The organism is Synechococcus sp. LA31 (assembly GCF_018502385.1).
In the GTDB taxonomy this organism is placed as follows: Bacteria; Cyanobacteriota; Cyanobacteriia; order PCC-6307; family Cyanobiaceae; genus Vulcanococcus.
Map to the genome: position 1 here is coordinate 2,430,793 of NZ_CP075523.1, position 24,451 is coordinate 2,455,243.

Annotated in this window: 31 protein-coding genes; 20 read left to right on the forward strand and 11 right to left on the reverse strand. The window is 64.6% G+C overall.

All coding sequences use genetic code 11. The features are described 5' to 3' along the window. The first annotated feature begins 30 nt into the window (after nucleotides 1–30). From KJJ24_RS13160 to KJJ24_RS13175, 4 genes are all read left to right on the forward strand, one after another. Complete coding sequence (locus KJJ24_RS13160; protein WP_250544791.1) at nucleotides 31–582, forward strand: hypothetical protein; 552 nt, start codon at nucleotides 31–33, stop codon at nucleotides 580–582. Nucleotides 583–591: 9 nt separating this feature from the next. Beyond that, entirely contained in the window at nucleotides 592–1,338 is a 747-nt protein-coding gene (locus KJJ24_RS13165) for a response regulator transcription factor (RefSeq protein WP_214339392.1), read from the forward strand. Beyond that, on the forward strand, nucleotides 1,331–2,386 hold the full coding sequence (locus tag KJJ24_RS13170; RefSeq protein ID WP_250544792.1) for a pseudouridine synthase: 1,056 nt from the start codon (nucleotides 1,331–1,333) through the stop codon (nucleotides 2,384–2,386). The genes KJJ24_RS13165 and KJJ24_RS13170 overlap by 8 nt, the downstream gene beginning before the upstream one ends. Nucleotides 2,387–2,742: 356 nt before the next feature. Further along, nucleotides 2,743–3,006, forward strand: a complete 264-nt coding sequence (locus KJJ24_RS13175) for a hypothetical protein (RefSeq protein ID WP_214339394.1) — start codon at nucleotides 2,743–2,745, stop codon at nucleotides 3,004–3,006. 75 nt (nucleotides 3,007–3,081) lie between these two features. Here the strand turns inward: KJJ24_RS13175 and bchM are convergent, their stop codons facing one another. Together bchM and KJJ24_RS13185 are read right to left on the reverse strand one after the other, a co-directional pair. Beyond that, entirely contained in the window at nucleotides 3,082–3,807 is a 726-nt protein-coding gene (gene bchM, locus KJJ24_RS13180) for a magnesium protoporphyrin IX methyltransferase (protein ID WP_214339396.1), read from the reverse strand. A gap of 44 nt (nucleotides 3,808–3,851) precedes the next feature. Next, a complete protein-coding gene (locus KJJ24_RS13185; RefSeq protein WP_214343706.1) occupies nucleotides 3,852–4,985 on the reverse strand; it encodes an N-acetylglucosamine-6-phosphate deacetylase in 1,134 nt (377 codons plus the stop codon). 53 nt (nucleotides 4,986–5,038) lie between these two features. Here KJJ24_RS13185 and purE point away from each other — a divergent pair, with 53 nt between their 5' ends. Genes purE through KJJ24_RS13200 form a run of 3 tightly spaced genes read left to right on the forward strand, consistent with a single transcriptional unit; the run spans nucleotide 5,039 to nucleotide 7,319 of the window. Next, nucleotides 5,039–5,569 carry a 5-(carboxyamino)imidazole ribonucleotide mutase gene (gene purE / locus KJJ24_RS13190; RefSeq protein WP_214339398.1) on the forward strand — a complete coding sequence of 177 codons (531 nt, stop codon included), beginning with the start codon at nucleotides 5,039–5,041 and terminating at the stop codon, nucleotides 5,567–5,569. Between the two features lie 55 nt (nucleotides 5,570–5,624). After that, on the forward strand, nucleotides 5,625–6,233 hold the full coding sequence (locus tag KJJ24_RS13195) for an oxidoreductase (RefSeq protein WP_214339400.1): 609 nt from the start codon (nucleotides 5,625–5,627) through the stop codon (nucleotides 6,231–6,233). Nucleotides 6,234–6,245: 12 nt separating this feature from the next. After that, nucleotides 6,246–7,319, forward strand: coding sequence for an AI-2E family transporter (locus KJJ24_RS13200; RefSeq protein WP_214339403.1), 1,074 nt, complete (start codon nucleotides 6,246–6,248; stop codon nucleotides 7,317–7,319). On the opposite strand, the gene KJJ24_RS13205 is transcribed toward KJJ24_RS13200, so the two are convergent. From KJJ24_RS13205 to KJJ24_RS13215, 3 genes are all read right to left on the reverse strand, one after another. Next, nucleotides 7,305–8,603: a class A beta-lactamase-related serine hydrolase gene (locus KJJ24_RS13205; RefSeq protein ID WP_214339405.1), complete on the reverse strand. Its 1,299-nt coding sequence runs from the start codon at nucleotides 8,601–8,603 to the stop codon at nucleotides 7,305–7,307. The two genes, KJJ24_RS13200 and KJJ24_RS13205, sit on opposite strands and share 15 nt — an antisense overlap. Before the next feature lie 17 nt (nucleotides 8,604–8,620). After that, nucleotides 8,621–9,271, reverse strand: coding sequence for an adenylyl-sulfate kinase (gene cysC, locus KJJ24_RS13210; RefSeq protein WP_214339407.1), 651 nt, complete (start codon nucleotides 9,269–9,271; stop codon nucleotides 8,621–8,623). Between the two features lie 208 nt (nucleotides 9,272–9,479). Next, on the reverse strand, nucleotides 9,480–9,803 hold the full coding sequence (locus tag KJJ24_RS13215) for a translation initiation factor (protein WP_214339410.1): 324 nt from the start codon (nucleotides 9,801–9,803) through the stop codon (nucleotides 9,480–9,482). 48 nt (nucleotides 9,804–9,851) lie between these two features. Between KJJ24_RS13215 and KJJ24_RS13220 the strand changes: the two genes are divergently transcribed. Both KJJ24_RS13220 and trpB read left to right on the forward strand, forming a co-directional pair. Then, nucleotides 9,852–10,073 carry a hypothetical protein gene (locus KJJ24_RS13220; protein WP_214339412.1) on the forward strand — a complete coding sequence of 74 codons (222 nt, stop codon included), beginning with the start codon at nucleotides 9,852–9,854 and terminating at the stop codon, nucleotides 10,071–10,073. A gap of 16 nt (nucleotides 10,074–10,089) precedes the next feature. Continuing rightward, nucleotides 10,090–11,343 (forward strand): tryptophan synthase subunit beta, encoded by a 1,254-nt coding sequence (gene trpB, locus KJJ24_RS13225; protein ID WP_214339414.1) that lies wholly within the window; start codon nucleotides 10,090–10,092, stop codon nucleotides 11,341–11,343. A 3-nt stretch (nucleotides 11,344–11,346) separates the two neighbouring features. Here the strand turns inward: trpB and KJJ24_RS13230 are convergent, their stop codons facing one another. Next, the gene (locus KJJ24_RS13230) at nucleotides 11,347–12,432 is read right to left on the reverse strand and encodes a heat-inducible transcriptional repressor HrcA (protein ID WP_214339416.1); all 1,086 of its coding nucleotides are present in this window, start codon (nucleotides 12,430–12,432) and stop codon (nucleotides 11,347–11,349) included. Continuing rightward, on the reverse strand, nucleotides 12,389–12,733 hold the full coding sequence (locus KJJ24_RS13235) for a rhodanese-like domain-containing protein (protein ID WP_214339418.1): 345 nt from the start codon (nucleotides 12,731–12,733) through the stop codon (nucleotides 12,389–12,391). Before KJJ24_RS13235 ends, KJJ24_RS13230 begins: the two co-directional genes overlap by 44 nt. A 77-nt stretch (nucleotides 12,734–12,810) precedes the next feature. Between KJJ24_RS13235 and KJJ24_RS13240 the strand changes: the two genes are divergently transcribed. From KJJ24_RS13240 to KJJ24_RS13285, 10 genes are all read left to right on the forward strand, one after another. Beyond that, complete coding sequence (locus tag KJJ24_RS13240; protein WP_214339420.1) at nucleotides 12,811–14,409, forward strand: DUF3352 domain-containing protein; 1,599 nt, start codon at nucleotides 12,811–12,813, stop codon at nucleotides 14,407–14,409. A gap of 3 nt (nucleotides 14,410–14,412) precedes the next feature. Continuing rightward, nucleotides 14,413–14,970 (forward strand): phosphohistidine phosphatase SixA, encoded by a 558-nt coding sequence (gene sixA, locus KJJ24_RS13245; RefSeq protein ID WP_214339422.1) that lies wholly within the window; start codon nucleotides 14,413–14,415, stop codon nucleotides 14,968–14,970. A gap of 62 nt (nucleotides 14,971–15,032) precedes the next feature. Beyond that, complete coding sequence (locus KJJ24_RS13250; protein ID WP_214343707.1) at nucleotides 15,033–16,205, forward strand: citrate synthase; 1,173 nt, start codon at nucleotides 15,033–15,035, stop codon at nucleotides 16,203–16,205. Nucleotides 16,206–16,278: 73 nt separating this feature from the next. Then, a complete protein-coding gene (gene nuoH, locus KJJ24_RS13255; protein WP_214343709.1) occupies nucleotides 16,279–17,397 on the forward strand; it encodes an NADH-quinone oxidoreductase subunit NuoH in 1,119 nt (372 codons plus the stop codon). A 63-nt stretch (nucleotides 17,398–17,460) separates the two neighbouring features. After that, complete coding sequence (ndhI, locus tag KJJ24_RS13260) at nucleotides 17,461–18,060, forward strand: NAD(P)H-quinone oxidoreductase subunit I (protein ID WP_214339424.1); 600 nt, start codon at nucleotides 17,461–17,463, stop codon at nucleotides 18,058–18,060. Further along, nucleotides 18,060–18,662, forward strand: coding sequence for an NADH-quinone oxidoreductase subunit J (locus tag KJJ24_RS13265; RefSeq protein ID WP_214339426.1), 603 nt, complete (start codon nucleotides 18,060–18,062; stop codon nucleotides 18,660–18,662). Before ndhI ends, KJJ24_RS13265 begins: the two co-directional genes overlap by 1 nt. Beyond that, the gene (gene nuoK / locus KJJ24_RS13270) at nucleotides 18,659–18,988 is read left to right on the forward strand and encodes an NADH-quinone oxidoreductase subunit NuoK (protein WP_214339428.1); all 330 of its coding nucleotides are present in this window, start codon (nucleotides 18,659–18,661) and stop codon (nucleotides 18,986–18,988) included. The genes KJJ24_RS13265 and nuoK overlap by 4 nt, the downstream gene beginning before the upstream one ends. Nucleotides 18,989–19,015: 27 nt before the next feature. After that, nucleotides 19,016–19,927 carry an NAD(+) kinase gene (locus KJJ24_RS13275; protein WP_214339430.1) on the forward strand — a complete coding sequence of 304 codons (912 nt, stop codon included), beginning with the start codon at nucleotides 19,016–19,018 and terminating at the stop codon, nucleotides 19,925–19,927. Between the two features lie 8 nt (nucleotides 19,928–19,935). Beyond that, entirely contained in the window at nucleotides 19,936–20,454 is a 519-nt protein-coding gene (locus KJJ24_RS13280; protein WP_214339432.1) for a CYTH domain-containing protein, read from the forward strand. A gap of 28 nt (nucleotides 20,455–20,482) precedes the next feature. Then, nucleotides 20,483–20,656: a hypothetical protein gene (locus KJJ24_RS13285; RefSeq protein ID WP_214339434.1), complete on the forward strand. Its 174-nt coding sequence runs from the start codon at nucleotides 20,483–20,485 to the stop codon at nucleotides 20,654–20,656. Here the strand turns inward: KJJ24_RS13285 and KJJ24_RS13290 are convergent. Further along, a complete protein-coding gene (locus KJJ24_RS13290) occupies nucleotides 20,635–20,877 on the reverse strand; it encodes a response regulator transcription factor (RefSeq protein ID WP_214339436.1) in 243 nt (80 codons plus the stop codon). The genes KJJ24_RS13285 and KJJ24_RS13290 overlap by 22 nt on opposite strands. Before the next feature lie 147 nt (nucleotides 20,878–21,024). On the opposite strand from KJJ24_RS13290, the gene KJJ24_RS13295 reads away from it, so the two are divergent. Beyond that, the gene (locus KJJ24_RS13295) at nucleotides 21,025–21,855 is read left to right on the forward strand and encodes a methylenetetrahydrofolate reductase (protein WP_371811810.1); all 831 of its coding nucleotides are present in this window, start codon (nucleotides 21,025–21,027) and stop codon (nucleotides 21,853–21,855) included. Here KJJ24_RS13295 and KJJ24_RS13300 read toward each other — a convergent pair. The 3 genes from KJJ24_RS13300 to KJJ24_RS13310 all read right to left on the reverse strand — a co-directional run bounded on the left by KJJ24_RS13300 (nucleotide 21,839) and on the right by KJJ24_RS13310 (nucleotide 24,372). After that, the gene (locus tag KJJ24_RS13300; RefSeq protein WP_214339440.1) at nucleotides 21,839–23,020 is read right to left on the reverse strand and encodes an NDP-sugar synthase; all 1,182 of its coding nucleotides are present in this window, start codon (nucleotides 23,018–23,020) and stop codon (nucleotides 21,839–21,841) included. The two genes, KJJ24_RS13295 and KJJ24_RS13300, sit on opposite strands and share 17 nt — an antisense overlap. 46 nt (nucleotides 23,021–23,066) lie before the next feature. Continuing rightward, nucleotides 23,067–23,948, reverse strand: a complete 882-nt coding sequence (locus tag KJJ24_RS13305) for a segregation/condensation protein A (protein WP_214339442.1) — start codon at nucleotides 23,946–23,948, stop codon at nucleotides 23,067–23,069. A 64-nt stretch (nucleotides 23,949–24,012) separates the two neighbouring features. Continuing rightward, nucleotides 24,013–24,372 (reverse strand): LapA family protein, encoded by a 360-nt coding sequence (locus KJJ24_RS13310; RefSeq protein ID WP_214339444.1) that lies wholly within the window; start codon nucleotides 24,370–24,372, stop codon nucleotides 24,013–24,015. Nucleotides 24,373–24,451 lie beyond the last annotated feature (79 nt).

Consider the following 24,451-nt stretch of genomic DNA (forward strand, 5'->3'; position numbering starts at 1 on the left):
GCAAGCAGCGTTGTCAATGTGGCTGCTCTGATGGTTGTTGCTTCCCAGCGCAGGTGGCGTCTGGCTGGATTGGGTTGTGCTCTGTTGCAGCTGGGTTTGCTGGCAAGGTCCGCTGGTGCGCAAACCTCACTCGGTGCACCGGATCCCAGCAATCCCCACCGATCCTCCACAGCACAGCGACCGGCCGATTTGGTGCTGCTGCGGGAGTGGACCACCATGGAGGGCGACTTCGCCATCGGTGTGAACGGCGTTAAGCCCGATCCCCGCGATGCTGCGGCCCGCACGATTGTGGTGTGGGTGGAATCGCCCGGAGAGGTGAAGCTGGCGCTTGACACCCTGCGTTGTAGCCCGGAGGCGCCGATGCGGCTCACCCGTAAGGGCAGCAATCTGCTGATTAAGGACCTCAATCCCGGCGGCCAGATCACCGAGGCCAATCGCCTTGATCATCAGATCTGGTGGGCGGCCTGCTTCCCCGAGCAAGCTGGCAAGGACCCTGCCACCCTTCAGACCACAGCTCGCCAGCTCGGCTTTAGCGGGCTGCTGCGCGAACAGCAGCAGGTGCTGCCGAATAACCCTCGATAGATTGCGGCCATGAGCCTCGAACCCGACCCCCAGGCTGCCGAGCAGGCTGCTGAAGTTCCACTGCAGCCCCCGGCCCGGCTGTTGCTAGTCGATGACGAACCGGGCCTGCGCACGGCGGTGCAGGCCTACCTGGAAGACGAAGGCTTTCAGGTGACCACCGCCGTGGACGGTGAAGACGGCTGGGCGAAGGCCCAGGAGCTGCTGCCTGATCTGGTGATCAGCGATGTGATGATGCCCCGCCTCGATGGCTACGGGCTGCTGCGCAAGCTGCGCGACGACGAGCGCCTGGGTGGCACGCCGGTGATCTTCCTCACCGCCAAGGGCATGACGGCCGATCGCATCGAGGGCTTCCAGGCCGGCTGCGACGACTACATCCCCAAGCCGTTCGATCCCGATGAGCTGGTGGCCCGCGTGCGCAACGTGGTGCGCCGCCAGGAGCGGCTGCTGCAGGAAGCCGCCCGTTTTGCTGATGCCGATATCGGCCAGATGGCGAAGCAGATCACCGAGATTCGTTCGCTGCTGGCCACAGGTGGCAGCAAGCAGCAAGGCGCTGCGGTGAAGCATGAGTTCACGCCGCGTGAGGCCTCTGTGTTGCAGCTGGTGGCGGAGGGAATGATGAACAAGGAGATCGCCCGGCGTCTGGAAACCTCCATCCGCAACGTGGAGAAATACGTGAGCCGCCTGTTCACCAAAACCGGCACTGCCAGCCGCACCGAATTGGTGCGCTACGCCCTCGAAAACGGCCTGGTTGATTAAAACGGCTCCGAACGAAGGCTGGCTGCCGGCTGCCTTCAATGGTGGCCACGCTTATCGCGATCGCGTCAGCGCTGCATACCCGAGCGTTGTCGCGTTCTACGCCGGGCGCTACACCCATTCGGATCGGGCGGTGTGGAGCGAGCGCCTTGCCGCCGGTGAGGTCTGGCGGAACGGCCAGCAGCTCCTGGCCGATGCGCCCCTCGCCGCTGGGGATCGGCTGGTGTGGCATCGGCCGCCCTGGCAGGAGCCTGCCGTGCCGGTGCTGAACAAGGCCTCGGTCGTGTTCGATGACGGCGATCTACTGGTGCTCAACAAGCCCAGCGGCCTGCCGGTGCTGCCCGCCGGCGGCTTCCTGCAGCACACGCTGCTGTCGCAGCTGAATGTCTGGGCCCCGGAGGCTCGCCCGGTGCATCGGCTGGGGCGCTTCACCTCAGGGGTGTTGGTGTGCGCCCGCCGTCCTGCCAGCCGCGCTTGGCTGAGCGCCCAGTTACGCGAGAGCACCGCGGCGGCTCAGCCTCACAGCGATCAGCAGCACTCGGGCGCCGAGGAGCATCCCTCCTCGGGTTGCCGCAAGATTTACCGAGCCCTCACGCAACCGTTGCCAGCGGACTGGCCAGTGGGCGAATCCCGCGACGTCACCACCGCGATCGGCCGACGTCCCCATCCGCTGTTGGGGGAGATCTGGTGCGCAGCAGATTCCTCCGCCACCGCTGCGTTGCCTTCCCGCAGTTGCTTCACCCTGCTGGAGCGCCGGCTGGAGAGCTGTTTGGTTGAGGTGGCGATTGCCACGGGCCGCCCCCATCAGATCCGCATTCATGCCGCTGCGATCGGGGCACCGTTGGAGGGCGATCCGCTGTATTCCGCCGGTGGTCGTGCGCATCCGCAGGTGCTGCCCGGCGAGGGCGGATATCTTCTGCATGCCCGTCGCTTCGTGTTGCGACCTCCGGCGCGCGCACCGCTGCACCTGGAGGCGGCGCCCCCTCTTCGTCTGAGAATCACCCCGGGCAACACGCCGATAGTCGGCGAGCGTTGGTTTACCGAGGCTTAATCCCTAGTGGTTAGACACGTGTGAGCCGTCAGATCCCCATGCGCCGTTGTCTTGCCCCGCTGGTGGCTTGCTCGTTGTTCACGGTCGCGGCCTGTTCCACATCGCTGGGGTTGCGGACTGGTTCGGAGTAAGGCCAGGCCACTGATCTGACCCTCACGCTTTGCAAGGTGCAACGGGCCTCATTCGATGACAGTGCCAGCGATGACGGCCGGCCAACGGTCGGTGATAGTTACGCCTATGCGGTCAATGTTTCGACGGCTACGGGGCCCAAGGCCTGTGACGAGGCAAGTGGCCAATTCTTTGGTGTTGAAGAACTGGTTCAGGAGCTGCCGGCTGGTGAAGGTGCTTCGAATTTCTTGACGAATTTTCAGGGCACCCTTGTGTTCCCTGATGGCAACTTGCAGCTGCGCTCCATGGGCTACGTGAGCGTGAAAGCTGAGGAGTTGGCGCAAATCAAACGCACGGGTCCGGTGGCCTTGGGGCTGGGCGATTTGTTCCCGAAACAGCATGAAGCCTCCGTGATCGGGCAGGGTGGGGCCTACACCGGGCAGATCGGGAGTGCTGTTGTGGAGCCAGGTAATCCCCCTGTTGTTCAGCTCAAACTGTTCAAGCGCTTTTAACTCAGCGCGCGGGCGCCAGGGCGATCACATCGCCGGCGGCCAGCACAACGGTGGGCGAGCTTCCGGGCGATCGGCTCAGGCCTTTTCGAAGGCCAGCAGGCGGGAGAAATAGAAGGGGGCCTGGTTGAGGCTGCGCTGCTTCAGCACGAAGCCAGCCTCTGCGGCAGCTTTCACGATGCCGGCTTCTTTGAGGGTGTAGGCGCGGGTTGTTTTGCTGGGGCCGGGAAACAGCTGGCCGATGCCCTTGAGCAGGGCCAACAGCGGTGTGTACGGGGCAAAGCTCACGATCAGGTGCTGCTCGGCCATCGAGGCCAGATGGCGCACCATCTCCTCTGCGGGCTCCTGGGGGTAGTGGATGAACACATCCAGGCAGACCACGGTGTTGTAGCTGCCGCTCAGGCTCTCCAGGTCGGAGGCCAGGAAGGTGATCTGCCCCTTTTGCACGCCCGCTTCGTTGGCGCGCCGCTCGGCTTCCTTCGCCATTGCTTCCGAGAGGTCAGAAGCGGCGATGGAGCTGGCTCCCAGTTCGGCCAGCGGCAGGGTGAGGCTGCCCACGCCGCAGCCGGCATCACAGAAGCTGCGGCCCGCCAGGTTGCCCTGCTCCTTGAGCCAGGCCAGCACGTTGTCCACCGTTTTCTGGTGGCCGATGCGGATGTTGCGCTGCACCTTGTTCACGTCGTCCGATTCGCTGTAAATGCGGTTCCAGCGATCGAAACCGGTGGTTTCGAAGTAGCCCTTCACCTCCTGCTTCTCGGCGGCTTTCTGGGCCTCGGTGCTGTTGAGAAGCTGCTCGGCGGGCATCGGTTTGAGCCTTGGGGCGTGATGGGATGTGGCGCGGATCCTATTCAGCCCGCCCAGCCCCATCGCAGTTGATCGCCTTGGCCGCTCCAGCGCAGGCAGTGGGCCAGGGGTCTGCCCCTCAGCAACGCGCTTGTGGTCGTTGCTGCACCCAGCACACGTCTCGGCAGCACTGTGGCGGCGGCGATGGCTTGATCCGCCTCCCCGCTCCAGCTGGCCAGGCGCCGCACGGCTTCCAGCAGCGGCAGGGTCACACCGGCCAGGGTGCCGTCTTCCAGCCGGCAGCTGCCCTGCTCCACGATCAGGGACCGCTCATCCCAGCGGTGCACTCCATCGGCAAGGCCATAAGGGGCCAGCGCATCGCTGACCAGCAGCACTTGCTCAGGCATGAGCCGTTGCAGAAGCACCGCCATCGAAGGGGCCACGTGCACGCCATCGGCGATCAGCCCTAAGGCCACATCCCCCCGCAGAGCCGCCGCCGCGATCGGGCCTGGGGCGCGATGGTGCAGCCCGGGCATCGCATTGAAGGCGTGGGTGATCATCCCCACTCCCTGGGTGAAGGCGGCGCTGGCCTGAGCTTCTGTGGCGTCGCTGTGGCCGAGGCTCACCAGGATGCCCAGCTGCTGCAGCGCCTCGATCACGTCTCCGGCTCCGGGCAGTTCCGGCGCCAGAGTGACCAACGCGATCTCCCGCTCGAAGCCGGCGATGCGCTCGTTCAGGCCCTCCAGGCTTGGTGCTGCTAGGTGCTGGCGGGGATGAGCGCCGCGCCGGGCCTCCGCCAGGAAGGGGCCTTCCAAGTGGGCCCCCAGCAGCAGGCATCGCCCAGGTTGATGCTGGGCCCGTGCCTGCCGCAGCACCTCCAGGGCCATGCGCAGCTCCTCCACGCCGCAGGTCACCAGGGTGGGCGCGATCGCTTCCACCCCATCGCGCCAGAGCAGCTCCAGGAGTTCCTGCAGCTTGGGCAGGTCGGCCGGGGTGAGCTCCGGGAAGGCAAGCCCCAGGCCGCCGTTGATCTGTAGGTCGACGCCCATCGGGCTTAGCCAGTCGCCAGCCCAGGGGTCGCCAGCGGCGCTGCTGTCGTCGGGCAGGGGGTGCACGGCGCTGATGAGGCCGTGGTTGTTCACCCCGATCCGCCAGAGACCGGGCTCACTCGGCAGACGCACGCAGCTCAGCCAGTGCATCGAGGCGCAGGGCAGGAGAATGCCATCCTCGCTGCCCTTGCTGGATGCCGCCGATGCCTGAACAGTCAGCACCTCGTGTGGCCGTGGTGATGGGTAGTGATTCCGACCTGCCCACCATGCAGCCGGCCGTGGCGATGCTTGAGCGCTTCGGTGTGGAGGCGGAGGTGCGGGTGCTCTCGGCCCATCGCACTCCCCTGGAGATGGTGGTGTTTGCGCAGCAAGCTGCTGGGCGGGGCTTCAAGGTGATCATTGCTGGCGCCGGTGGAGCAGCCCATCTGCCGGGCATGGTGGCCTCGCTCACCACGCTGCCGGTGATCGGCGTGCCGGTGCAGACCCGTGCGCTCTCCGGTGTGGATTCTCTGCATTCGATTGTGCAGATGCCAGCCGGTATTCCCGTGGCCACCGTGGCGATCGGGAATGGCGCTAACGCCGGTCTGCTGGCTGCACAGATTTTGGCCACCGCTGATGCAGCCCTGGCTGAGCTGGTAGCGGCCTACCGGCAGCAGCTGCACGATCAGGTGGTGGCCAAGGATGCCCGCCTGCTGGAGCTTGGCAGCGCCGCCTATCTCCAGCAAATGCCCTGAAGCGGGGCCTTTTAACCACCGCTTAATTTCCATGGATTGATCGAGCTGTGCAGCCATGCCCCCGCGTTCTTTGCTTCGGGTGCTCCAGCTGGCGCTGCTGCCAGCCCTGGCGGTGTATGTGCTCGCTCTGCTGCTCAGTGCGGCCGCGGGCATTCGCACCCAGCTGGTGATCCGCGACCTGGCCCAGACCTGTGACACCGCCCTGGGGGTGGGGCTGCTCTCCAATCTGGGCTATCTGGGGTGGATCGCGGCTGCAGCCATTGCTCTGTTCACCGCGCTCTCAGGGGTGGTTGAGGTGCGTGGCCGAGTGCGTCAGCTGCTGCTCAGCGGCGGGTTGTTCTCGCTGCTGCTCTGTCTTGATGACATGTTTCTGCTGCACGACCGCTACATCGGCAGCACTTTTCTCTACAGCCTCTACGCGATCTTTGCCCTGCTGATCCTGTTTCGCTTTCGCAGCCAGGTGAACGCCCTCGCTGGTGGCTCCTTTCTGCTGGCAGTGGTGCTGCTGGGGCTCTCGGTGATCATCGATCAGCTTCAGGAGGTGATCCCGGTGCCTTATTCCACCTTGCAGCTGTTCGAGGAGGGGGCCAAATTCCTGGGGATTGCCACCTGGCTCGCCTTTTGGTGGCAGGCCGGGGCTGGGGCAGGCAAGCTGAAAGGGTGAGGTCACGCGTCGATGCTTGAGCGCCTGGTGTTGCCGCTGTGGCTGCGGCTGAGCCTGGCCCTGCCGCTGCTCACTCTCAATCTCTGGGTGCTGCGCCAATTGCTGTTGCCCCTGGCGCCTTTCCCTGCGCTGTTTCTGGCGGCTGCCTTGATGGCGTTTTTGCTGGATCTGCCCACCCGCTGGCTGGCTGATCGCGGCCTGCCCCGTTGGCTCGCCGTGCTTTTGGTGATGGGGGCGGGGCTCGGCGTGCTGGTGCTGGCTGCGCTCTGGCTGCTGCCCCGCTTGATCGAGCAGCTTGGTGAGCTGATCAATGCTTTGCCCTCTTGGCTGGTGGAGGGTGAGATCTGGCTCGATCGCCTGGAAGCCTGGGCGGTGGATCACGGCCTGCCCACCGAATTCACTGATCTCAGCAGCACGCTCTTCGCCCGGGCGAGTCAGCTGGCCAGTCAGCTCAGCCAGCGGCTGCTGGGCATCCTTGGGGCCACGCTCGGGATCACGGTGAACACCGTGATCGTTGTGGTGTTGGCGGTGTTCCTGCTGCTGGGCGGTGAGCGGATCGTGGCGGGGTTGGCCCGTTGGCTGCCTGATGGTGTGCGTGATCTGGTGATCACCACCTTGAATCGCACGTTTCGGGGCTATTTCGGGGGCCAAGTGTTGTTGGCCGTGATTCTGAGCGCTCTGCAGATCGTGGTGTTCGCCCTGCTGGGCATTCCCTATGGGGTGCTGTTCGCCGTGGCGATCGGGTTTACAACCCTGGTGCCCTATGCCAGTGCGCTCACCATCGTGCTGGTGAGCGTGTTGCTGGCGCTGGAAGATCCACGCACTGGTCTTGAAGTGCTCGCCGCGGCGATCAGTGTGGGCCAGCTGGTGGATCAGGTGATCCAGCCCAGGCTGATGGGGAGCATCGTGGGGTTGCAGCCGGCCTGGCTTCTGGTGTCACTACCGGTGGGCGCCCGCATCGGCAGCTTGATGGGCTTTGGCGACCTGCTGGGGCTACTGCTGGCGGTGCCAGTGGCCAGCTGCATCAAAACCTTTTTTGATGCCTGGCGGCCTCAGCCCCAGGTGGATGGATCAGCCGTGCAATAAAGGTTCCAGCAGTTGATCCAAGTGGCGCCCCAGCCTCGGGATCTCCTGGGTGTAAGCAATGGAAGGGTTGCCATAGAGGGGATAACTCTTGGCGTCTGCGTGCTCTCGATCGGTGTAGCGATAGCCCAGATTGCTGTTGAAAGCCACCACGTAATGCCAGCCCATGTCGGCATCAAGCGGCCGCACGATTCCCCCGTCTGATCCAAAGTTGTAGGTGAGGCCGGTTTTATGGCTGAACTCCCGCGTGGAGCCGTCGCGATTGAAAGGGCGAACATCCTCCCCGTAATCAAACAGTGTTCCATCGCTCTCAAAGCGCACCACTCCTGTGATCGGATCAATCCATCGCGCCGGTGCTCGCCCGGGAATTCCAGCCTGAATCTCGGCAGGCCCTCTGCGACGACCGTCCTGGCGGTAGACGCCGAAGTTTGAGGTGGAGAGGGCCTCGTTGAATGCTTCCTGGGTGAGCAGCTTTTGAAGGAACGAACGGGAGGATGTATTCAGGCTGCTGCGCACCGGCTCTCCCTTGGCATTGCGCCAGAGGATTTGCTGCGGTTGGTCATTGGTCAGCAGCCAAAATAGCTTCGTGGTGTCGAGGCTAGTCATGGTGATCTTGTCCACTTGCCAGTCACCCCCAGTGGCGGGATCAGTGCCCTTGATCTGAATCGTTCCTAACCCAAGTTGCTCAAAACGGCGATTCATTCTGTTCACTAAGCCGCGCTCGTGAAGCAGTTGCAGCAGTTCGCGCGTGGCTTCGTTGCTTGATACGCGAATCGCATCGGCCAGTGGTCGTCTCACCCGCTTGAAGTTCAGCGTGCCCCGCTCAACTTCCTCCATAACGAAGTAGGCCAGCGGCACGGCAAACAAGGACGCTGGATATGGGCTCATAAACGGAAGATCGCCCGCCTCCGCATCGCCTTTCAGCAGTTGATCTTTGCGGGTACCAGATGTGGCTTGTGCCCAGTCTTCGTTGTCGTCCCAGCGCTGTTGATTCCAGCGTTGCCACACCACGTCAGTGGCCTCAAGATTCTCGCTGAGTTCAGCGATAAAACCCTTGGGTGCATCGCGGGAGACCAGCACATTGGCAGCGGCAGCCAGCTGGTTGTTCTGATCGAAGGCAAGAACCGCGAGATCGATATTGGGCCGCACGTTCAGCACCGGTGCGGGCCCTTCTGGAAAGCTGTCTTCCGTGGGACCGAAATCGTGAATCCTGCTCCAGCGGATATCACGAAGAATCTTGCGCAGCCCCTGCTCAAGGCTGCGCTGCAGGTTCGTCTTGAAAGCCATGCGTCCTGGGCGGCCCTTCAGCTTCCCTCAGGAATCACGCCCTGGGCGCTCAGGTGGGCCAGCACCTGCGCCACGCTCTGCTCAAGGCTCTGGCTGCCGGTGTCCACCTTCAGCTCGGGGGCTTCCGGTGCTTCGTAGGGGCTGGAGATGCCAGTGAATTCCTTGATTTCGCCAGCGCGGGCCTTGGCGTAGAGGCCTTTGGTGTCGCGCTGTTCGCACACGGCCAGATCGGCCGCACAGTGGATCTCCACGAAGTCGCCGCTGGTCACGAGGGCACGGGCTCGGTCGCGGTCTGCCTTGAAGGGCGACACAAACGCGGTGAGCACCACCACGCCTGCATCGAGGAAGAGCTTGCTCACTTCGCCGATGCGGCGGATGTTCTCTTCGCGGTCGGCATCGGAGAAGCCGAGGTCTTTGCAGAGGCCGTGGCGGATGTTGTCGCCATCGAGCACATAGCAGGCCAGGCCGCGTTCGAACAGCGCCGCGTTCACCGCATTGGCCAGGGTGCTCTTGCCGGAGCCGCTCAAGCCGGTGAACCAGAGGATGGCGCTGCGGTGGCCCCGCTGTTCAGCGCGGCCGGCCCGATCCACCGAAGCGTGGTGCCAGGCGATGTTGGTCGACGCTCCTTGGTTGGTGAGCTCGCCGTAGGGAACCGAAGGGGCGGCCATCGTGCGCTGCTGGAAGCTGTGAGGCCAAGTATCTCCCCTGGTCGGTGCGCCACCGAGGCAATCCGCGCTAACCCCGCTGCATCTGCACCAAGCGCCACGCCTTCAGAATCAGCACGCTTCTTCAGGCCAGGATCGCCAAACTCACGCCGGCGGCAGCGATGTCCTTGGTGGCGCCGATCTGAGCAGCTCTGCTGCCAGCATGAAGGCGTCAGCCGCCCGCCTGCTTGGGCCGGTAGCCGGCCTTCTCAAGGGCGGCCAGGGCAGGTGCCACTTGGTCGCCCTGGAGTTCGATGACGCCTTCTTTCACAGTGCCGCCTGTGCCTGCAGCGGCCTTGAGTTGCTTGAGAAGTGCCTTGAGCTCAGCCTCGGGAGCGTCCAGACCGGTAATCGCGGTCACCATTTTTCCGCCTTTACCGGCCTTGGTGCGCTGGACGCGCACCCGTTGCTGGGCCTTGGCCGTGGGTTCTGTGGCAGGGGTGCCGCGTTGCAAGCTCTCGACTCGACTGAATTCCTGCCAACCGCCCTTGGCCATCGCCCCTGTGTTCGTTAAACCCAGTTCAGCGCATCATTGGCTCGGGCCATGGATTTACCGCCCCTGAATGTCGAGATGGTGCGCTTGGGTCTGCAGGGCCAGCCGCCTGCAGCGGAGTGCCGCCCCGCTACCAGCCAGATGAAAGCGAGCCTGGTGGGGCTGTGGGGGGATGCACCAGGGCCTAGCTGCCCAGGCACGGCTCGCATTCGCATCGATGAACCGGCGGGTTGGCCGGCGCTGCCGCCGCCGCCAGTTCCTACGCTGCACTGATTCCGCTCAGGCGCCGGTGACCAGCAGCGTTTCCCAGGTTGACCCCGCAGCGCTGGAGCTTGCTGCCAGGCCCAACACGCTGGGCCGTTACGGCCAGTTCGGTGGGCAGTATGTGCCCGAAACGCTGATCCCCGCTCTGGCAGAGCTCGAGCAGGCCGCCGCTGAGGCCTGGAAGGATCCCTCCTTCACCGATCGGCTCAACCACCTGCTCCGTACCTACGTGGGGCGCCCTAATCCCCTCTATGAGGCCGAACGGCTCAGCGAGCACTATTGCCGCGCTGAGGGAGGTCCGCGCATCTGGCTGAAGCGCGAAGACCTCAACCACACCGGGGCTCACAAAATCAACAACGCCCTTGGGCAGGCTCTGCTGGCCCTGCGCATGGGTAAACAACGCATCATTGCCGAAACCGGCGCCGGTCAGCACGGCGTGGCGACTGCCACGGTGTGCGCTCGCTTCGGCCTCGAGTGCGTGGTCTACATGGGCGCTGAAGACATGCGCCGCCAGGCTCTCAACGTGTTCCGTATGCGGCTACTGGGCGCCAAGGTGCAGCCCGTCACCGCCGGCACCGCCACCCTCAAGGACGCCACCAGCGAGGCCATTCGCGACTGGGTGACCAACGTGGAAACGACGCACTACATCTTGGGTTCAGTCGCGGGTCCGCATCCCTTCCCGATGCTCGTGCGCGATTTCCACGCCGTGATCGGTGAAGAAACCAAGCGTCAGTGCCATGAAGCCTTTGGCCGCAACCCCGACGTGCTGGTGGCTTGCGTGGGTGGTGGCTCCAATGCCATGGGCCTGTTCCACCCCTTTGTGCAAGACACCGCCGTGCGCTTGGTGGGTGTTGAGGCTGCCGGCGATGGTGTGGCCACTGGTCGCCATGCCGCCACCATCACTGAAGGCCGTGTGGGCGTGCTTCATGGCGCCATGAGCCTGCTACTCCAGGACGGTGAAGGCCAGGTGCAGGAGGCTCACTCCATTAGTGCTGGTCTCGACTATCCCGGTGTGGGTCCTGAGCACAGCTACCTGAAAACGATCGGCCGGGCTGAATACGGCGCTGTGACCGACGCTGAAGCCCTCGATGCCCTGCAGTTGCTCTGCCAGCTCGAGGGCATCATTCCAGCCCTAGAGACGGCTCATGCCTTCGCTTGGCTCGACAAGCTCTGCCCCACCCTTGCCCCGGGTACCGAGGTGGTGCTCAACCTGTCCGGGCGTGGCGACAAGGATGTGAACACCGTGGCTGATCGGCTTGGTAGCGCTCTCGGCGGCTGACCCTCAGCTCAATAACCGCTCCAGCGTGGTGGCAACTGCCTGCACAGCGGAGCGGGCGGTGGAATAGGCCATGCGCATGGGGCCGATCAGCGCGACTTGGCCGGCTCCTCCCCCGGCTGTGCCGTAGCTGGCCTGCACCACAGCACATTGGTGCAAGGCCTGGTCGGGATGCTCCGCTCCGATCCACACGCCTCCTAGTGCCCGCACCTGCTCCGGCTGCAGCACGCGCTGGGGTTCGCATTCCACGAGCTCCAGCAGCGGCCTGAGACTCTCACTCCGCTCAAATTCCGGCTGCCGCAGCAGCCCCCCCAGCCCGAGGGTCACGGCACTACTGGGCTGGCTGGCTCCAGCTTGCTGATGGCTGATCAGTCCTTGGCGCAGTTGGTAGCCGCAGCTTTGCAGCTGCGGTGGCAGGCTCTGCCAGTTGATGGTGCCCTCTGCCAGCTGAGCGCTCACCCAGCGTTCGAGTGCCGGCAGTTCGTCTGCGCTGCCGAGGGGCAGGCGCAGGTTGAGGCTGGTGGCAGAAGCTCCGCCTTCCACCAGAAACACCAGCAGACGATCACCGCTCGGCACCAGGCGCAGCGCCTGCAATGCAGGGCTTGGCCGCTCGGGCCGCGTGATCAGGCTGAGCAAACCGGTGAGGTCGGCGAGGCGCCGGGCTAGATGCAGCAGCAGGTCGTCGAGGGCAGCCCATTGCAGGCTCAAGCTCATCAGTTCCCGCTGCAGTTGGCCGGCTGCTGCACCGGGCGCTGGCAGCAGGCAATTCACGTAGTGCCGATAGCCCAGGGGGCTTGGCACCCGCCCGGCGGAGATGTGGGGTTGGGTGAGGAGCCCCCGCAGTTCGAGGGCGCCCATGGCCGAGCGGATCGTGGCTGGGCTCGCCTTCAGCCCGAAGCGCTGCACCAGGGTTTTGCTGCCCACCGGTTCCGTGGTGTCCACGTAGTGGCGCACGGTGGCCTGCAGCACCTGCTCTTGCCTGTGGGGCAGCGGCTGCACGGGTTGGGCGCCGGCGGCGGAATGGCTGGATCGTAGGTGTGCTGTGGGCTCAGTAGCGCGGCACGCTTGGATCCACCTCCACGCTCCAGGCATCGATGCCTCCCTGCAGGTTCCACACCTGTGGGAACCCCTGGGCCTCCATCAGCCAGCAGCCGAACTGCCAGCTGCGCACACCGGCATGGCAGAGCACCACCACGTCGCGCTGGGGATCCAGCCGTTCCTGCAAGCTGCCGATCCACTGCTCGGACGTGCTGAGCGGTAGATGAATGACCGGTTCGCTCAGGCGGGCCAGCTCGAGCTCCATCGGCTCGCGTACATCCACCAGCTGCAACGGTTCACCGGCCTCCAGCCGTTGCTGAAGCGCACGGGCGCTGAGTGGGGTGGGGCTGCTCATCCCCAGAAACTAGATCGAGCTGGGGTGCCAAAGCTTGCCGCCATGCATAAAGATGAGGCCAGTCCTGCAGGCAACCGATGAAGGCCCGCCCCTTCCTGGCGGCAGTGTTGGCGGCCGCCGTGGCGCTGCTGAGTCTGGGGGGTGCCGGCTGGTGGTTGCTGTGGCAGCGCAGTCCGCTTGGGTTGCAAAGCCAGAGGTTGGAGTTGCCCCTGGCGGCCCGGTTTGTGCCCCGCACAGCGCCGCTCAGCCTGCATTGGTTGCTCGCTCCCGATCAGCCCGCTGCTTATGCGCGCGCTGTGGCGGCGCCACGGCAGCGGCGCGCAGCAGCAGCAGCAGCGGATCGCCTCCGTGATGGAGCTTTCGCTGCTGCTGGCCTGGATTACGCCAGTGAGCTGGCCCCCTGGCTCGGCCGCGAAAGCAGCTTTGCCCTACTCACACCGCCGGCGGCCCAGGAGCAACCCGGTTGGGTGTTGGCCCTGCGCAGCCGCGACAGCGAGGGTGCTCGCCGTTTTCTGCAGCGTTTCTGGCAGAGCCGCAGCCTGGCTGGCACGGATCTGCAGATCAGCAGCTATCGCGGCATGGGCCTGATCAGTGGCCGCGGCGCCCTGCTTGGCCAGGACCCCCAGCCGCTGGCCACAGCCCTCATCAATGACGATCTGGTGCTGATCGCCTCCGGTCGGGGTGTGCTCGAGCAGGCCCTCGATGTGTCGCAGATTGATGAGCTCAACCAGGCTGCCAGTGCCCCGCTGCAGCAATCCGTGGATCGGCTGGGCCGCGGTGTGGCGATCCTCACGGCCCGGCCGCAGGCCATGCAGCAGTGGCTGGGGCTCCCGGCGCCTGATGATGCAGACCCCGGAGTGTCGGTGGAGTTGGTTGCAGGCCTCAGCCCTTCGGGCCGAGGCTTCCAGCTGGATGCCATCACCCAGTTGCGTGATGGTTTGCCCGCCCTGCCGGCACCGCCGCAGGCGCTGCAGCAACAGCTGCAGCTGCCCGTGGCCAGCCTGGCTCTGATCAGTGAACCAGCAAGGCTGCTCAATCCTGCTGAACCCGATCCTTGGGGGCAGTTGGTGGGTCCGCTGCTGCGGGACGCTCTGGCCCAAATGCCTGGCGCCCTGCCTGCCCTTGTGGCTGGTGCTGATCAAGGTCCCCTGCTCTGGGCGCAAGCGCGTGAGGGCTGGTTGCTCGGCACGACCCCACAGCAGCCGCCGCTTGAGGGCCTTGAGGCGGCACTCGCAGCGGAGGGATACAGCAGCTCACCGCTGCAGAGCCGCGGGCTCAACCTCCAGGCCTGGACGCGCCTCGAATCCAAGCCCGTGAAGGGCAATCCCGATCAGCTGCAGGCCCAGCTGGCCGGTGCGCGTTCACTTCAGAACGGCTGGGCCTGGTGGGGGCAGGGATTGGCTGTGCTCAACGAGCAGAGCGAGGGCCGTCAAGCTCCCCCCCAGCGGATCGACCAGCTGGAGGCCCTCGGTACACCAAAAGCCCCGCTGCAGTGGGCGATGGATGGGGCCACCGCCCAGCGGCTGCTGGCCGGTTGGCAGCCCTGGCGGCTGATCAGCGCCCTCTCCAGCAGCTCGCTCACCCCGCTGGTGGATGGCGCTGCCCTCAGCCTGGAGGCCGATGGACCTGCTGCTAAGGCCCTGCGCCTGCGCGGCTACCTGCAGCTGAAGGGTTGAGCGATGACACCTCGCAAGCGTGAGTTGCTGCTCGTCCGGCATGGCATCGCCGAAGAGCGTGCCGATGCGGCGGACGACGCCCAAAGAAGCCTCACCCCCGAGGGGCGCGAGCGCACCATCGCCCAGCTGCGCAGCCTGGTGGAGCTTGATCTCAGCTGCGATCTGGTGCTGAGCAGCCCGCTGGTGCGTGCCCGCCAAACGGCGGAGCTGGCTGTGCAGGTAGGCCTCGCGCCGGAACTGGAGCTGGCGGCAGCCCTGGCCCCGCTCGCGGATCCCCTGCCGCTGCTGGAGCGCTGGCTCGGGGCCGTTTCCCCCAGGCCAGCCTGGCGCCGGCTAGCGCTGGTGGGCCATGAACCCGACCTCAGCACCCTGGCGGCTCTGTTGATCGGCGTGCCCATGGCTCTGGCACCGGAAGCCCTGCAGTTGAAGAAAGCGGGCGCAGCCCTGTTGCAGTGGCCGAAACCACCCCAGGCCGGCCTGCTCGGTAGCGCCCGGCTGGCTCTGCTGCTGCCGCCGCGGGTGCTGTTGGGCCGCCGGTCGACAACACCATCCGGTGGCTGATGGCACCGAAGCCCGCAGCCCAGCAGCCTTAGGTTGCCGAAACGGATTGGGTGGATGCCCCCATGGTGAGTGCAGCACCGGCTGGTGCCGGTTTGAAGGCCGCGGCCCCGCAATACCGCCCGGGTCTTGAAGGGGTTCCCGCCACGCAGTCGGCGGTGTGCGACATCGATGGCCAACGCGGCCTGCTCACCTACCGCGGCTACAGCGTGGAGGAGTTGGCCCAGCACAGCACGTTTCTGGAAACCACCTACCTGCTCATTTGGGGTGATCTGCCCACGGCGCCCCAGCTGCGCCAGTTTGAACACGAGGTGCAGATGCACCGGCGGGTGAGCTTCCGCATCCGCGACATGATGAAGAGCTTCCCCTCCCAGGGGCATCCGATGGACGCGCTACAGGCCAGCGCTGCCTCGCTTGGTCTCTTTTATTCCCGCCGCGCTCTCGATAACCCGGAATACATCGTGTCGGCGGTGGTGCGCCTGATCGCCAAGATCCCCACGATGGTGGCGGCCTTCCAGCTGATCCGCAAAGGCCAGGATCCGATCCAGCCCCGCGACGATCTGCCCTACGCGGCCAACTTCCTCTACATGCTCACCGAGCGGGAGCCGGATCCCCTGGCGGCCCGCATCTTCGACGCTTGCCTGATCCTGCACGCTGAGCACAGCCTCAACGCCAGCACCTTCAGCGCCCGGGTCACCGCCAGCACCCTGACCGATCCCTACGCGGTGGTGGCCTCGGCGGTGGGCACCCTGGCCGGCCCGTTGCATGGCGGTGCCAATGAAGACGTGCTGGAGATGCTCGACAGCATTGGCAGCGCTGATCAGGTGGAGCCCTGGCTGGATCAGGCCATTGCCGAGAAGCGCAAGATCATGGGCTTCGGCCACCGCGAATACAAGGTGAAGGATCCGCGGGCGGTGATCCTGCAGAAGCTGGCCGAGCAGCTGTTTGATCAGTTCGGCCATGACCCTCTCTACGACCTGGCCCGCAAGCTCGAGGAGGCCGCCGCCGTACGCCTCGGTCCGAAGGGGATCTACCCCAACGTGGACTTCTATTCCGGCCTTGTGTACCGCAAGCTCGGCATCCCGGTGGATCTGTTTACGCCGATCTTTGCCATCGCCCGCACAGCCGGCTGGCTGGCCCACTGGAAGGAACAGCTAGGGGCGAATCGCATCTACCGACCCACGCAGATTTACACCGGCTCCCAGGGGCGCGACTGGGCGCCATTGGAGGCCCGCTAACCCGAGCGCGGCTGCGGCCGCTTAAGTTGCCCCCATCCACAGGCCACCCATGGTGTTTGCCAATCCCGCTGTCGTGAGCGCCGGCCTCGACCTGGAGGCCAGCTTCACCGATCTGCTGCAGGGTCTGGGCCTGTCGCCCGGAGCCGCCCACTTGCTCTGGCTACCGCTGCCCATGCTGCTGGTGCTTGTGGCTGCCGTTGTGGGTGTGTTGGTGAACGTGTGGCTGGAGCGCAAGATCTCCGCTGCGGTGCAACAGCGCATCGGCCCCGAATACGCCGGTGCCCTGGGCATCCTTCAGCCCCTGGCCGATGGCCTCAAGCTGCTGTTCAAGGAAGACATCATTCCGGCGCGGGCCGACGGTCTGTTGTTCACCCTCGGCCCGGTGCTCGTGCTCGTGCCGGTGATCCTCAGTTGGCTGGTGGTGCCCTTCGGCCAGAACCTGCTGATCAGCAACGTGGGCGTGGGGATCTTCCTCTGGATCTCCCTGAGCAGCATCCAGCCCATCGGTTTGCTGATGGCGGGATATGCCTCGAACAACAAATATTCCCTGCTCGGGGGCCTGCGGGCTGCGGCTCAGTCGATCTCCTACGAGATTCCACTGGCCTTGGCTGTGTTGGCCGTGGTGATGATGAGCAACTCGCTCAGCACCGTCGACATCGTCGACCAGCAGACCGGTGCCGGCATCCTGAGCTGGAACATCTGGCGTCAGCCGGTGGGCTTCGCGATTTTCTGGATCTGCGCCCTGGCCGAGTGCGAACGCCTCCCCTTCGACCTGCCTGAGGCGGAAGAGGAGCTGGTGGCCGGCTATCAGACGGAATATTCCGGCATGAAGTTTGCCCTCTTCTATCTAGGCAGCTACATCAACCTGGTGCTCTCGGCCCTGCTGGTGTCGGTGCTTTACCTGGGTGGCTGGGGTTTCCCTCTGCCTGTGGAGTGGATCGTCAACCTCACCGGTCAGTCGATCGATGCTCCGCTGGTGCAGGTGATCACGGCTACCACAGGCATCGTGATGACCGTGCTCAAGGCCTACCTGCTGGTGTTCTTTGCGATCCTGCTGCGCTGGACCGTGCCACGGGTTCGCATCGACCAGCTGCTTGATCTGGGCTGGAAGTTCTTGCTGCCGATCGCCCTGGTGAACCTGTTGGTGACCGCCGGCCTCAAGCTCGCCTTCCCCGCCTTCTTCGGCGGCTGATCACCCCATCCCTTTAGAGCCGGGCCATCATGGTGCCGGCGCTTTTGCCCCTGCTCGCCAGTCATGTTCGGGTTTCTCAAAAAAGTCGGTGACTACACCCGCGACGCGGTGGGTGCGGCCAACTACCTGACCCAGGGCCTTTCGGTCACGTTCGACCACCTGAAGCGGCGGCCGGTCACCGTGCAGTATCCCTACGAGAAGCTGATCCCTTCCGAGCGCTACAGGGGCAGGATCCACTACGAATTCGACAAGTGCATCGCCTGTGAGGTGTGTGTGCGCGTCTGTCCAATCAACCTGCCAGTGGTGGATTGGGTGATGAACAAGGCCACGAAGAAGAAGGAGCTACGCAACTATTCGATCGATTTCGGGGTCTGCATCTTCTGCGGCAACTGCGTGGAGTACTGCCCCACCAACTGCCTTTCCATGACCGAGGAATACGAGCTGGCGGCGTTCGATCGCCACAGCCTCAACTACGACAATGTGGCGCTCGGACGCTTGCCTACGAGCGTCACCAGCGATCCGGCGGTGATCCCGCTGCGCGAGCTGGCCTACCTGCCCAAGGGTGAAATGGATCCCCATGGTGTCGACCCTGCCCGCCCCCGGGCTGGTCAACTGCCCTCCCAGGTGCAGACTGCCCCCGCAGCCAGCGAGGACAACGCCTGATGACCATCGCTTCCTCCACCCAGCTGATCTGCTTCACGGTGCTGTCGGCCGTGGTGGCCATTGGAGCCCTGGGCGTGGTGCTGCTGCCCAACATCGTGTATTCCGCCTTCCTGCTCGGCGGGGTCTTTCTTTCGGTGGCGGGTCTCTATCTGCTGCTCAATGCGAGCTTCGTAGCCGCCGCCCAGGTGCTGGTGTACGTGGGTGCGGTGAACGTGTTGATCCTGTTCGCGATCATGCTCGTGAACAAAAAGGAAAACCTCGCGGCGATTCCTGGTCTTGGGTTGCGCCGCCTGCTCTCCGGTGCTGTCTGTGCCGGCCTGTTTGCTCTGCTGCTGCGGGTGGCCTTCACCACCCCATGGGCCACTCCAGGGCCTGAGCCCGTGGGCGACGAAGCCACGATCCGCATCGGTGAGCACCTGTTCAGCGACTACCTGCTTCCCTTCGAGCTGGCGTCTGTGTTGCTGCTGATGGCCATGATCGGCGCCATTGTGCTGGCACGCCGTGATGTGCTCACCGCAGACATCGCCACAGGAGAGCCCGCCGATCAGGGCCTGATCGAAAAATCGCGCACCCCCCTGCTGGTGGAGAAGACCAACTCATGAACCTCGAGATCCCAACGACCGTTCCTCTCCAGGCCTATCTGGCCCTGGCGGCCATCCTCTTCTGCATAGGTGTGTGGGGCTTGATCAACAGCCGCAATGCCGTGCGGGTGTTGATGAGTATTGAGTTGATGCTCAATGGTGTGAACATCAACCTGATGGCCTTCTCCAGCTACCTCGATGGCCAGCTGATCCGCGGCCAGGTTTTCGCCATCTTTGTGATCACCGTGGCTGCCGCTGAGGCCGCCGTGGGGTTGGCGATCCTGCTGTCGCTCTACCGCAACCGTGAGACGGTCGACATGGAGCGTTTCAACTTGCTGCGTTGGTAGCCAGGCTGGGGCCACTGCCCGTGTGCAATGCGCCTTGACACTGTTTGGTTGATTCACCGGGCTGCAAGCCAGGCGGCCCTTCGTCAGGCTCGCCGCAGCGCTGAGACCCTGCGCGAGCAGGGTGTGAACGTGGCGGTGGCCATGAGCGGTGCCACCGCCAACCCCTTCCCCGGTCTGCTCGCCGATGAGGGCGGTCCACCGGATCTCGCTGTGGTGCTCGGCGGTGATGGCACGGTGCTTGGTGCCGCACGCCATCTGGCGCCCCTCGGGATCCCGATCCTCTGCTTCAACGTGGGCGGGCACTTCGGCTTTCTCACCCACGAGCGCAAGCTGCTCAGCCAGGGGCTGGGCCCCGATGGGGAGCGAGATCTGTGGGATCGCCTGCGCGACGATCGCTTTGCCCTCGAGCGGCGGATGATGCTGGAGGCCCGCACCGACCGCAGCGACGCGGTGTATGCCGCTCTCAACGACTTCTATTTCCGGCCAGGTCTCGATGAGGTGTCCCCCACCTGCGTGCTCGAGCTGGAGATCGATGGTGAGGTGGTGGATCAATACCGCGGTGATGGCCTGATCATTTCCACAGCCACTGGCTCCACCGGTTACTCGATGGCCGCTGGCGGCCCGATCCTGCATCCGGGGGTGGAGGCGATCGTGGTGAATCCGATCTGCCCGATGAGCCTCTCCAGCCGGCCTGTGGTGGTGCCACCGCGTGCGCAGTTGGCGGTGTGGCCGCTTGGGGAGGCCAGCCGCCGGGTACGCCTCTGGAATGACGGCGCCCATGCCACCGTGCTCGAGCCTGGCGATCGTTGCGATGTGAGCCGTTCCCCGCACCATGCGCTGATGGTGCTGCTTGAGCAGAACCCCTCCTACTACCGCACGCTCAGCCGCAAACTGCACTGGGCCGGCAGTCTCACTGCTGCTGAACCCTCCCCCAACTGAGGCAAGTGATGGCCCTGGAGATCGAACGGCGTTTTCTGGTGGCCGGGGAAGGGTGGCGGGAGCACATCCGCTGGGATCGCCACCTGCTGCAGGGTTATCTGGTTGGATCCGCCGATGGCCTCACCCTGCGGGTGCGCAGTGATGGTGCCAATGCCGCCTGGCTCACCCTGAAATATCCAGCCGCCGGTATCGCACGGCATGAATTCGAATACGCCATCCCGCCATCTGATGCGGAGGCCCTGCTGGAGCGCAGTGAGGCCAGCCTGATCAAGCGGCGCTTTGGGTTGGATCTGGCGGGGGGCGATTGGGTGCTCGATGTCTTTGAAGCAGCGAATGCTCCGCTGGTGATCGCCGAGGTGGAGCTGGAGAGCGAGCAGGATGTGGTTGCGATTCCACCTTGGTGTCGCTGGGAGATCACCGGAGAAGGTGCGTTCAGCAATGCAGCCTTGGCGCGATGCCCCTTTCAGGCCTGGGCTGCCCAGGAGCAGGAGGCCTGGCTGTTGAAACTGGGAGCGCTGCAGGCTTAGGATTTGCTTAAGGATTTCGAGGAGTGCGGTGCTCGGCCTCTACGACCAGCAAGGGCTGTTGCGCTTCAGTGGCCGCGACCTGGCCGATTGCCTTGCTTATGCCGAGCTGTTTGCCTTGGCTGAAGGCAGCTTCAGCCTGGAATCGTTGTCGCACGATTCCTGCGCTGATCGGCTAGGAGCTCAACCCGGCGTGCCCTCCTGAGGCAGGTTGCAACAGTTGAAGCCATCGCGGCAGATCTTGCCGTGATCCATGGCCCAGTTGAGCAGCGCTACCCGGTTTTTAGCGCCCGTTTTGGTGAACACGTTGCTCACGTGGTTGTCCACCGTGCGCTTGCTGATCATCAAGCGCTCGCCGATCTCTTGGTTGGTCAGCCCCTGAGCCACCAGATCGATGATCTCTAGTTCCCGCTCCGAGAGATCCATCCACGCCTGAGGCCTGAACCCTCACTCTAGGGAGAGCGTCGCGGTGCGAACAGGCCGGTGGTTGATGATGGGCCGGATCTGAACACGGGCGTTTTGGGGCTGCAGCAGGCACTGGAGGTGGGCTCCCTCGCCATCACCGCTGAGGTGATGCCACCGCGGGGCGGTGATGTGAGCGGCACCATGGCCCACGCGCGTCTGCTCAAAGGGCTCGTGCATGCCGTGAACGTGACCGATGGAAGCCGGGCCGTGATGCGGATGAGCAGCCTGGCCGTGTGCAGGCTGCTGCTGGAGGAGGGGATCGAGCCTGTGTGGCAGCTGGCCTGCCGCGACCGCAACCGCATTGCCCTGCAGGCTGATCTGCTGGGTGCCCACGCCTTGGGCATTCGCAATGTGCTCTGCCTCACTGGCGATCCCGTGCGCGCAGGAGATCAGCCCGGTGCGCGTTCTGTGAACGAGCTGGAATCGGTGCGTTTGCTGCAGCAGCTGCAAGCGCTGAACCAGGGCCTCGATCCAGTGCAGGGCTCCTTGGCGGATGGTGCTACTGCTCTGTTCCCCGGCGCGGCTGCTGATCCCCAGAGCCCCAGCTGGAGCGGGCTCAAGAGCAGGATCGCGCGGAAGCATGCTGCCGGTGCGCGGTTTCTGCAAACTCAGATGGTGATGGATGCGGAGTGCCTGAAGCGCTTTGTGGGTGAGATCACCGGCCCGCTGGGGCTGCCGGTGCTGGCCGGGGTGTTTCTGCTCAAGTCGGCCAAGAATGCGGCCTTCATTAACCGCGTGGTGCCGGGCGCCAACATCCCGCAGGCGATCATTGATCGCCTGGCTGCTGCGACGAACCCAGCGGATGAAGGCATCAGCATCGCTGCTGAGCAAGTAGCGGCCTATGCCGGCATCGCCCAGGGGGTGCACCTGATGGCGGTCAAGGCCGAGGAGCGCATCCCCCTGATCTTGGAGCGCGCTGGGATCAGCTCGCGTTGCTAATCGATAGATCGGTGCCAAGCAGTTCAGCCATGGCTTTCTGCTGTGGTGATGGAGTGGCGTGATCCTGGCGACGCACGTCGGTGATCAGCCAGTCGAGAGCGGCTTCCTGAAGATCAAAGTGATCGCCATTGCGATCCACGCAGTAGCGGCCGAACACCAGCTTTTCCACCAGCCGGACGCCAGGGCCGATGCGGGAGTAGTCAAAGATGATCGAGTTGTCGATCGTGGCACCTTCACAAATGTGGCAACTCGGGCCGATCATGGCTGGCCCAATAATCGTGGCGCCATCTTCGATGCGGCTCATCCCACCCACGTAGATGGGGCCTTCAACGTTGATTTTGTCCCAGTTGGCCGCCACATTCAGGCCGGCGTAGATGCCGGGGCGCACTTCCTTGCCCGGGATCTGCACTTGGCGCACTTGGCCCTGCAGCACGCTGCGGATGGCTTGCCAGTAGTCGGGAACCTTGCCGATATCCACCCATTCGAATTCCATCGGCAGGGCGTAGAACGCGGCATGGTCGGCCACTAGCCGGGGGAAAAGATCCGAGCCGATATCGAACGGCACACCGTCTGGCACGTAATCGAGCACCTCCGGCTCGAAGATGTAGATACCGGTGTTGATCATGTCGCTGGCGGCCTCATCCACCGCCGGCTTTTCCTGGAAGGAGCGCACCAGTCCGTCGTCGTCGGTGACGACCACGCCGTAGCTGCTCACCTGATCGCGCGGCACGCGCTTGGTGATCAGGCTGGCCATGGCCCCTTTGGCTTTGTGGCGGCGTACCGCCTCGCTCAGGTCGAGGTCGATCAAGGCATCGCCGCAGAGCACCACAAAGGTGTCATCGAAGAAGCGCTGGAACGTCTGGATCTTCTTGAGGCCGCCGGCTGAGCCCAGGGCATCGCCGATCAGCTCGCCATCTTCAATGCGGCCTTCAAAGCTGTAAGCGATCTCTACGCCGAAGCGTTGGCCATCACGGAAATAGTTTTCGATCTCCTCGGCCAAGTGGGAGACGTTCACCATGATTTCGGTGAAGCCGTGTTCCCGCAGTAACTCCAGCAGAAACTCCATCACGGGTTTCTGGAGGATCGGGATCATCGGCTTGGGGACGATGTGGGTGATCGGTCGCACCCGGGTCCCCTTACCGGCCGCCAGGATCATCGCCTTCATCGGCGCTGTCTGCTTTCGGTGAGTTAGGCCACCTTACGCACCGCGGCTAAGCGGCCAGTGGCTCTCGAGCCGGCCCCCGAGCTGACCCAAGCTCGCTGGGCAGGGGTAGCTGCACGGTCTCGCGCTCATCAAGCAGGCGCTTGAGCTGCAGAGGTCCGAACAAGCCGCCCTGCTGGTCCAATTCAACCTTGCCTTGGGAGCACAGGAACAGCAGCGCCCAGAACACCCCCACCCGATCGCTGTCGAGATCGGGTGGAGCCACGGCCCGCCAGGCTTCCACCAGGCCTTCAAAGCCCGTCCACTCCAGCGACTGTGGCCACTGCAGCAGGAACTGACTGAGGGCTGCGGTGGTTTCCGGCAGCTTCTCGCGGTGAGCCAGGGCCGCCACCTGCTCGATCACCGCCCGATCGCTGTAGCGCTTCGGGCGCTGGCGTCTGCTGCGTTGCCCCTCCTCCTGCTCTAGCCGCTCGGCGATGTCTTCCAGCTGACGGATCAGCTCACCCAGGGTCACCGGCCGCTGCAGGGGTGGCGGTGCCACCGGCCGCCTCAGCAGATGGCGCTCAGGCCGCCTCGGCAGTTCCACTCCAGGGCTGAGCAGCCAGCCCTGGCCTTCGGCATCGAAATCAAAACTGACGTCATCGTCGAGTAGTGGTTCGGGCGGGAAGGTTTGCGCCTCCAGCACTTCTGCTTTGAGGCTCACCAGCATTGAGGCGGCCAGAAAGGCTTCGCTGGTTTCGGCCAGATCCTGCTCGTAGCTGCCGCCCCGGCCCATGGCCGCCACCAGCCTCGGCACTTCGATGCGCTGCCGTAGCTGATCGAGAAAGCCGTCCACGACGGCGATCACATCCACATCCCAGGGATCAAGCTCACCGCGCTCTGCGGCGTCCTGCAACAGGCGGATGGCCAACCTGGCGCCATCTGTAGCCACGGATTAGCGCGCACTGGCCCGACCATATCGGCTCGGATCGTGAAAAACCAGGTCGGCGCTGCCTTCAGGCAGGTTCGCTTTGGGCCGAACTCTCCCCTGCGGCCGGCAGCAGGCCCAGCTGGGCGTCCACCGCAGCCCGGTAGCGCTGCACATCGTCTTCCAGTTCGCGGATGCGCACCTGCTGCGCTTCAGCTTCGCCAGGATTGACCTGACTCTCCACGCGTTTCACCACACCGGTCCACACAGCAAACACCCAGGCCGCCGTAGCGCCGATTCCACCCACCAGCAGCAACAGAGCTGCCAGCGGCATGGTGGTGCTGAGGCCAGGGAGGAACTGAACGGTGGTGGGAGCGGTGTTCTCGAGGGTGAACATCACCATGGCCAGGCCGAAGCTGAAGATCAGCAGGAAGTTCAGCTGCTTCATCGGTCGCGATTCGCCGGGGGCGTGAGCCTCGAGATTAAAGACAATCCCCCTGGCCTCTCCCCAGCTGGCACCGAGCCTG